At 52.7% G+C, this 8,330-nt stretch carries 6 protein-coding genes; 5 read left to right on the forward strand and 1 reads right to left on the reverse strand.

Annotation, left to right across the window (positions count from 1 at the left end; translation table 11 throughout):
• Nucleotides 1-310 precede the first annotated feature (310 nt).
• The 5 genes from V5E99_RS25155 (at nucleotide 311) to V5E99_RS25175 (ending at nucleotide 4,983) form a co-directional block, all read left to right on the forward strand.
• A complete protein-coding gene (locus tag V5E99_RS25155; protein WP_191623565.1) occupies nucleotides 311-469 on the forward strand; it encodes a hypothetical protein in 159 nt (52 codons plus the stop codon).
• Nucleotides 466-747, forward strand: a complete 282-nt coding sequence (locus tag V5E99_RS25160; RefSeq protein WP_149631120.1) for a hypothetical protein — start codon at nucleotides 466-468, stop codon at nucleotides 745-747. The genes V5E99_RS25155 and V5E99_RS25160 overlap by 4 nt, the downstream gene beginning before the upstream one ends.
• On the forward strand, nucleotides 744-1,028 hold the full coding sequence (locus V5E99_RS25165) for a DUF3077 domain-containing protein (protein WP_149631119.1): 285 nt from the start codon (nucleotides 744-746) through the stop codon (nucleotides 1,026-1,028). Before V5E99_RS25160 ends, V5E99_RS25165 begins: the two co-directional genes overlap by 4 nt.
• Nucleotides 1,025-3,916 (forward strand): DUF927 domain-containing protein, encoded by a 2,892-nt coding sequence (locus V5E99_RS25170; protein WP_499804924.1) that lies wholly within the window; start codon nucleotides 1,025-1,027, stop codon nucleotides 3,914-3,916. Before V5E99_RS25165 ends, V5E99_RS25170 begins: the two co-directional genes overlap by 4 nt.
• Before the next feature lie 89 nt (nucleotides 3,917-4,005).
• Complete coding sequence (locus tag V5E99_RS25175) at nucleotides 4,006-4,983, forward strand: hypothetical protein (protein WP_499804925.1); 978 nt, start codon at nucleotides 4,006-4,008, stop codon at nucleotides 4,981-4,983.
• Between the two features lie 281 nt (nucleotides 4,984-5,264).
• Here the strand turns inward: V5E99_RS25175 and V5E99_RS25180 are convergent.
• On the reverse strand, nucleotides 5,265-8,330 hold a 3,066-nt coding region (locus V5E99_RS25180; protein ID WP_499804926.1), incomplete at its 5' end, for a hypothetical protein.

The raw sequence follows: 8,330 nt of genomic DNA on the forward strand, positions 1-8,330 counted from the left end.
CCGCATCAAAGAAATGCGCAAGATCTCCACACGGTTGCACTTTGCAAAACAGGACGTTACTCTTTGACCGTCGCTGCAAAATCAGCGACCGGGTTTGACGGCCCGATCAACAATAGGCGCACAGGCGCCCCCATTACGATTGCAGGCGCTTTTTTTGTGCCCGCATTCCAGTTTTATGGTGGCTGTGCGTGGGAGACCTTCGGGTCTGCCGGGTTCCTATTGTCCCGGTCCGTCAACCTGCGCACAGCTGCCACCCCAATTCGTTTGACGGCGAACGGTGGTAGCTCCTCAACAATAGGAGTTCCGCCCCATGCACGCCCTCAATCCGTTCAAAATTCGCGCCACTGCCCATCGTGCAATGGCTCTCGCCGCTTTACACGCCAACTCCAGCCTCGCTACACGCCTCACTCGATACAACGCCCATATGGCCAAAGCCCGCGCGCTCGAAACCGCAGGCGGTGCCCAATGAACCAAGCCCTGAGCTTCTCCCTGCCCGAGGATCTGCTTTGCGTCCACAAAGGCGCCGAAGCCGGTGTGCCGATTGACGCCATCACCTGTGCCGTGGATCGAGCCAACTCCGTGCTCTTGCTTCTTGAGGATCAATTCGAGTGCGACGGCCCACGTCTGGCCAACCATGTCATCGCGGCGGCGCTGTGGGATGTTCGAGGGACGTTGGGACTGATCCGCACCCTCGCCGTGCACGCCGACAACTCCACTCGGCCACCCATCAGTGGAGGCGCCCAATGAGCCCTTCTATGTTGATCAATACGGTGGGCGGCGCCACCTTTGCCAGGTGCAACGCTCAAAACCAACCACTGTTCCGTATCAATGCCGGCATTTCCTGCGAAGAAGCGCTCGAACAAGCCTCTCTACTCATGGACTGTGTAAACAAGCTGACCTTCCTGAGCGGCATGGAGAATGACAACGACGCGATGGTCTGGGCTTCGCACTATTTGAGCGAGATGGCCAAAGCCATCATTGATGACGTTACCAGCGGGTTGCAATTGGCCCAAGGCGGTGGCGTATGAAGGCCTCTACCTCCAATGCCCGTCGCCCCACGTTCGCCCAAGTCAAAGCCGTTGCGCTGCAGAACATTGATCGCGTGCTTGCTCACTGGCTGCCCAACGGTAAACGCGTCGACAGTGGCAAGGAATACACCGCTCCTAATCCGACTCGCACCGACAAACGTGCCGGCTCCCTCAAGGTCAGTTTGGCCAAAGGCACCTGGGCGGATTTTGCCACCGGCGACAAAGGTGGCGACCTGATCGACCTGGTGCGCTATCTCGACGGCGGCACCGACGTCGAAGCCTGCAACAAGCTGGCGGATCTGCTGCGCGTTACCGCTGGGGCGGCTGAATCGAAACCAAGCCCTAGCAAAAGCAAAACACCGGAATGGCTGGCCATTCAGCCGATCCCGGCCGAGGCCATGAGCAAGTGCCCGGCCAAACACCGGCAACACGGCGCACCGTCTAAAGTGTGGATGTATCGCGACGCTCAGGGCCAGCCAGTCATGGCCCTCTACCGCTTCGATTTGGGCCCGGATGAAGACGGCAAACCACGCAAAGTATTTGCCCCGTTGACCTGGTGCCAACGTGCCGACGGTCAAACGCAGCAATGGCGTTGGCAGGGTTTGCCGGAGCCGCGTCCACTGCTGCGCCTGGATGAACTGGCGCAACGCGCAGAGGCACCGGTCATTCTATGCGAAGGCGAAAAGGCCACCGACGCCGCGGCGGAGTTGCTGCCCAGCTACGTGGCCACGTGCTGGCCGAACGGCTCGAATTCCTGGCACAAAGCCGACCTGACACCGCTCAAAGGTCGGTCCGTGGTGTTGTGGCCAGACAACGACGCCAGTGGCAAAAGCTGCATGGATGCCGTCGCGGTAAAGTTGCAACAGATCGGCGCCGCGTCGGTGCGACTGATCGCCCTGGATGTCTTCAAACGCAAGCCCACGTTCAAGAATGACCAACCGACCTTCGCCAAGGGTGGCCAATGGGAAGACGGCGACGACGCGGCCGATGCCCAAGCCAAAGGCTGGACGGCGGCGCACTTCGCCGAGCTGGAACACAGCGGCGAATTGTTCGGTGTTGAGCCTGTGAAAGCATCGGCCGAACCACCTGAAGCCAAGGCCAAGCCAACAACCAAACGGCCAGCGAAACCCAAAAACGATCTGCTGCCCGGTGGCTTTCGCCTGACACCCGAAGGCGTGTTTTATTCCGGTGACGATGGCGAGGCACGCCCGGTGTGTTCACCGCTGGAGATCCTGGCGCGCACCCGTGATGCACAGGGGCAAAACTGGGGCTTGTTGGTTGAATTCGACGATCCCGACGGGGCGAAAAAACGTTGGAACATCCCAGCGCGGACCATGACCGGCGACTTTGGCAAGGACGTGCTCGGCCCATTGGTGGACATGGGCTTGCGTCTGGCCGGCAGTCGCTCCGGTCGCAATGCCCGCAACGACCTGCAGAGTTATCTCGGCGGCTTCGACAGCGCTCAAAGGGCACGGCTAGTCACCCGTCTAGGCTGGCATGACAGCGCCTTCCTGCTGCCCGAGCAGCAGGTCGGTTCGCACGCCGAACACCTGCACTTCTACGAGGCCGGCGCACAACTCCCACCGATCAGCGAAGCCGGCACTCTGGAACAGTGGCAAGAGCAAATCGGTGCCTTGTGCATCGGCAATCACCGCTTGGCGTTTGTGGCCAGCGTGGCGTTTGCCGGTCCGCTGCTGCACATGCTCGGCCATGAGTCCGGTGGCTTTCACCTCTACGGTGACAGCTCGGGCGGCAAGACCACCCACCTGCAAGTGGCCGCATCGATCTATGGCGGGCCGCGTTTGGTGCGCTCTTGGCGCTCGACGGATAACGCCTTGGAATCCATCGCAGCCGCGCATTCGGACGGGCTCCTCGTGCTGGATGAAATCGGCATGTGCGACCCACGCATCATTGGCGAAACGGTGTACATGCTCGGCAACGGCACCGGGAAGGCTCGCGCCAATGATCGTGGACAAGCAGGCCGCCAGGTGCAGGAGTGGCGCTTGCTGTTTCTCTCAACTGGCGAGAAAACCTTGGCGCAGCACATGGCCGAAGCCAACAAGGAACTGAAAGCCGGTATGGAAGTACGCATGCTCGCCGTGCCGGCAGACGCCAGCAAAGGCCTCGGTATGTTCGACGTTCTGAATGGCTTTGATGACGCCGCCGCCCTCTCCGATGCACTCAAGGCACGGGTGGCCAAGTACTACGGCACACCGCTCACCGCCTTCCTGTCGGCCCTCTGTGAACCCGGTAAGCGACATGGCTGGTCGGCGATCCTGCGCCACACCTTGGAGGGGTTCATCGCCAAGGCGCTACCTGCCTCGGCCAGCGGTCAGGCGCATCGTGCGGCGGCCCGTTTCGGTCTGGCCGCAGCAGCCGGCGAACTGGCCACCGCGATGGGGATTACCGGCTGGCCCGATGGCGCCGCCACCACCGCAGCTCGGGTGTGCCTCAGTGCCTGGATGAATGAGCGCGGCGGTGCTGGCAACTTGGAAGGGGACGCGATCTTGGCGCGGTTGCGTCAGGTCATCGAACGCTTCGGTGAAAGCCGTTTCACCCGCTGGGAGTCGGCCGCCGCGAAGATCGATGAGCACGGTCCACGCACCATTGACCGTCTGGGGTTTCGCAAGACGCTGGAGCATGGCCTCGGTGACGCGTTGCACACCACCAACACCTACTACGTGTTGCCGGAGGCTTGGCGCTCCGAGGTGTTCAAAGGCATGAACATCAACGCCGTGAACAAGGAGCTGATACGCCGAGGTGTTCTTGAGCCCGGGACGGACGGTAAAGCCTCCTGCGCCGTCCGCTTGCCCGGTCTGGGCACTCAGCGTTGCTATGTGGTGAAGACGGTACCGGGGACGGATGAGGGCGAGGCACAGGCGGCCTAGCGATCGGCCTTCGGAGGTAATGCCGGCTGAATCCTGGCCTCGCCAGCCCTATCCCAATCAGACAATCAAATCACGCAGGATAAAAACACATGAACGGTAATCAAGAACTCAAAGATAAACGCCAAGCCCTGCTTCCTGAATTGGAAAAACCGATAGCAGAATCGCTCCCTTTTGAGGCCGCGCTGGAAAGTCCCGAAGCCATAGACCACGATCAGGAAAGAGCAATCATGAATGGTATTCAAGAACTCAAAGATCAGCGTGAAGCCCTGTGCCCTGAGTTGGAAAAGCTGGAGTCAGAATTGCTCCCTTTTGAAGCCGCGCTGGAAATTCCCGAAGGTATAGATCGCGATCAGGAAAGGGCGATCAGAGACGAGTTCAATGCGCGCAAGCGCCGAATCGATTCGATCAAGTTCGAGATCTTTCGAATCGATCAGAAGCTGCATCGCCGAGAGGCCGTTGCTGAGCAGGACGCTCGGATAGCCGAGTACATCTCTGGCATGGAAAATTGGAAGGCCGATAAGGAAGAGCTTCTCGCCAAACGCGAGAGTCTGAGCGTCCGATTGGAGCAGGTCAGCAAGAAAGCTCTGGAGGATATGGGCAAGGCCCGACAAGCCGAAACAGAGGCCGCATCAGCTTATGCGCGGGCGGTCGCCTGGGGTGATGAAGAGGGTGAAAAGAATGCGAATGATGATGCGCAGAAAGCCGCAAAAAACCTCGTGGCAGCTACTGAACATAATCGGCGGCAGCAACTGATGATCACTGCGCTTGAAGAGGAACTGGTGACAGTGGACAAACACGTTATTGAAGCTGAAGAGGAGTACAAGAAACTTGAACGCTCTGCGTTGCATGTGGCTCATTACGCCCTAGAAGAAAAGTGGAATGCGGCCGCACAGCAATTGTTGGATGTGGGGGCCAAGCTGTACGGCGCCGGACGATTGATCGGGTATGACGGAATAGCGTTTTTGAATCTCGACATCCCCGAACAAGGAGAAAATCATGGCCACTGGCAGCTACGTGATATATCCGAGCGGGCCAATCATGACGTTATGAGCATTCTCGCCCGATAGCATCGCTATGCCTTTTTGAAAACTCCGAAATAGCCCGCCAGGCGGGCTATTTATCCAGCTCAGTCACAGGTGATCGTTTGAGTATACAAAACCAGCAAACCTCAAAGCTTTCTGAATCGTTAAAAACAAGGGCCTCTTACCTGCTTAAAATATTAGAAACCTTCGACTCAAGATTACCGCTAAACAATCTACAAAAACTATCCATAAACGCTATCAAGTCAGAACTTATCTATATAAAAGGAAAGCAGAGAACAGAATAGCCAAAAGAAACCGCTCCCCACTCAGGGTATGGGGAGCATTGCAAATACCTCAACAGGCGGATCTTTAGGCTTGTATCCCCGACGATCTATCATAGTGAGCTTTCCAAGGAGGTAAAATCCTCCGGTGCCGGATGGCTTAAAAGACTCAAAAACTTCATTAGGAATGCCAATATAAGTTCCAAGCTGCGGCCCCAAACCACGATAAAATACTGGATACCAATCTTCACACCAATATTTCCAATTAGCGAAAGGTGAATCGCCGCTAAAAAACTCCACCGCGCTCTTAGTGACCTCAACGCTTGACTCAAACGAACCAAGTGTAAAGTTTGGAACAAAATAACCACGCATTAATAAATCAGTTTCCCATCGCCCAAAATCCTCTGGAAAATATACACCAGCCATCTCCTTTATACCTCCACCCATACTACTCCTGCGCGAAACCATGGAATATACGGTTTCGGCACTCTCTTCTATATCCCATCCACAATAGATCAACCTCGTTTCTAAATCACAACTAACCCCAGCCAAATCTCGAATAACAGGGCCATTAGATCTAATAACAAACTCCTGTTTAGATAAAAACCCTCTGAGGTACCCTATTAAGTCCCCCTCTGTCGGCAAAGGATCATCACTCTTGATTACCTCAATAGATGGCCAGCCATCAGGCTTAATACTGGGAAGCAGATGCGCATACTCCCCCCCAATAGAAGCTGCTTCGTTAACCAACCATTGAAGTTTATCAGCAGACATCTCAAAATTTTCGTCTACGTACGCCAGCACCCTTAAATACGCAGAGATAACTAGACCTTCGCTCCGAGACGAAAAACTACAACCTATATTATCTTGACCATAAAAGTGTTCGTTGCAAAAAGCATATGGATCAAAAACATAAACCTGTTCTCTCTCTGATATTACCCTCCACTCAGCACTGAACCGATCAAGCAGCCTTGCATTAAATTCGTCCTCCAACCCACTTAATACATGAGCATACCTGGAAGGAACGCCATTACAAGCACGCTTGAAATCATTGCCCTCCTTAAAATCACATTCCTCAAACAAAGTAAAATACCTACGAACTCCATGTATCGGAAAATAACCTAAACGGACGAGAATAAGATCAGAAAGAATCGAAGGATAACGAATTGACGCAACAATTTCTTCCAGCATAAAAACTTGCCTTTTGACCAGCAGTAAGATTGACAGAAAATCAGCTACGTCAATCTCACTCGTCAAACCATTCAAATGTTCCAGGTATACACTTCCAAAAGCCGCTTCTTGCTCGATAATTAAAGCGATCTGATTTGCGGCACGCACACGAGCCATCCGGTCCGGCCACCACCAATAACAAAGCAACAACTCTCTAGATATTTCGCTGGACAAAACTGGAGTGTCTCTCCAATGCAAATCCTCTATGGGGAGATGGGATATCTCATCTTCCAAAATTTCTAACATAACCTCCACTACTTGCTGCGCAAGTACTGGTTGTTTCACCGCCAAAAAGAAAATAACTAGCTTCACAGTCGGGACTATAACCCATTCATCCCCACGGGATGAGAATGCAATACCGCCCAGGGTATCCTTTAAAAATGTCTTCCAGCTGCCGGCGTATAATGCGCCATACCGCCTTATTCTTTGATCAGAGCTAGAGCCGGTATAGCGTCCCCAATGACTATTGGCTTTCACACTTCTCACAGCCCAACAGTAAGACCTCTTCGCACCACAGAGTTTTAAGCTCAAATCAAATACATCATCAAGACAAGGTGCCATTCTAAAAGGAATCTCTTCACCTTCCATATAAAATGTTTCAAAAGCTTTTATAACATCCAACCCCTTTCCCAACTCAACCCAATAACTCATCCACGCACACATGAATTCATGTGCTGAATACACACCATCCTCAATAAATTTGGCGTGCAATAGCCGTATATCCTTCGGAGGATACTTGGCTGGTTCAATATTTACCGGCTTCTCCACAAAATTTGAGCCTGACGAACGCTCTCTCGGCGGCATAGGAGTTCCACCCAACCCTTCAGATAGCTCATCAAAAAGAAGCTTCACATCGGGCTCACTTTCAGATCTATTTTCGAGAGCTTTGAACACTTGATAAGTAGTCTGAGAAAGCACTAAAGCTTTCGCTGCTGGGTCGTCTAACCGATAGTGTTCCACATATTTTTCTAAAATATCTCGAGCCAACCGCCAGTTCTGTTGACTCACACTATATTCAAATTCATCCACAAGTCGCTCTGGTGAATATCGCGCTAACAAATCTATAAACAGCCTTGGAATATGACCGATTTCACGCTCTGTAAAATTAAACATATCACTAGTGAATGGTGCTATGCGGCGTAGCCAGTTAGACACGTCGCCCTCAGTTGACTGAGCGTAGATTTCAATTGCTTCATACAACTCACTAAAACTCGTATCTTTTCGATAACCATAACCTAGAGTATTTTTTGCTGCCAGTTTCAGCCCCAGCCTAACCTCATGCTCAAGCCCCAAGCTTGATGCAATTGAAACTAACTCAAGAGAATCATTTGCTAAAACCGAGGTATCATTCTTCTCCAGCTTAAGAGCTGAAATTATTGGCACGACCATTTGCTTCGCCAAATCACTTGATAAGATATGAGCCGCATTTTTTTCAATGCACTTACCAAGCCAGTTTTTCGCAACCCACATTACATTCGGCTTAACCTTTTCGTAATCACCTTGCGTTAACCCACCGATTAACCCCGAGCCTTCAAGCAATCTAGCAGTATCGATGGACACATCAGTCAACGCCCTAGATACGGAGTGCCAAATACCTTGCTCATCAAATGAACACTTAGTTCGCTCTGGAGGATTTATACTTAAAATCAGATCATAAATATGAAATATTGATATAGCATTTTTTCTTTTTACTTCATCAGCAATTACACATCCTGCATATTTAAAAAAAGCCAACGCGCGATTTCCGAACGACTCAGAGAGCGTTGGCATTTCTACTGCCAGCCTAGTTTCAGCATCCATCAACTGACGAGCAAAAAAATAAAAAAACGCTTCATAAAACAAACCATCATCAGGCTTATCTATAAAAGTAAACTCTCTGCG

The sequence above is a fragment of the Janthinobacterium sp. LPB2021202312-11-4 genome (assembly GCF_037049705.1).
Lineage (GTDB): Bacteria > Pseudomonadota > Gammaproteobacteria > Pseudomonadales > Pseudomonadaceae > Aquipseudomonas.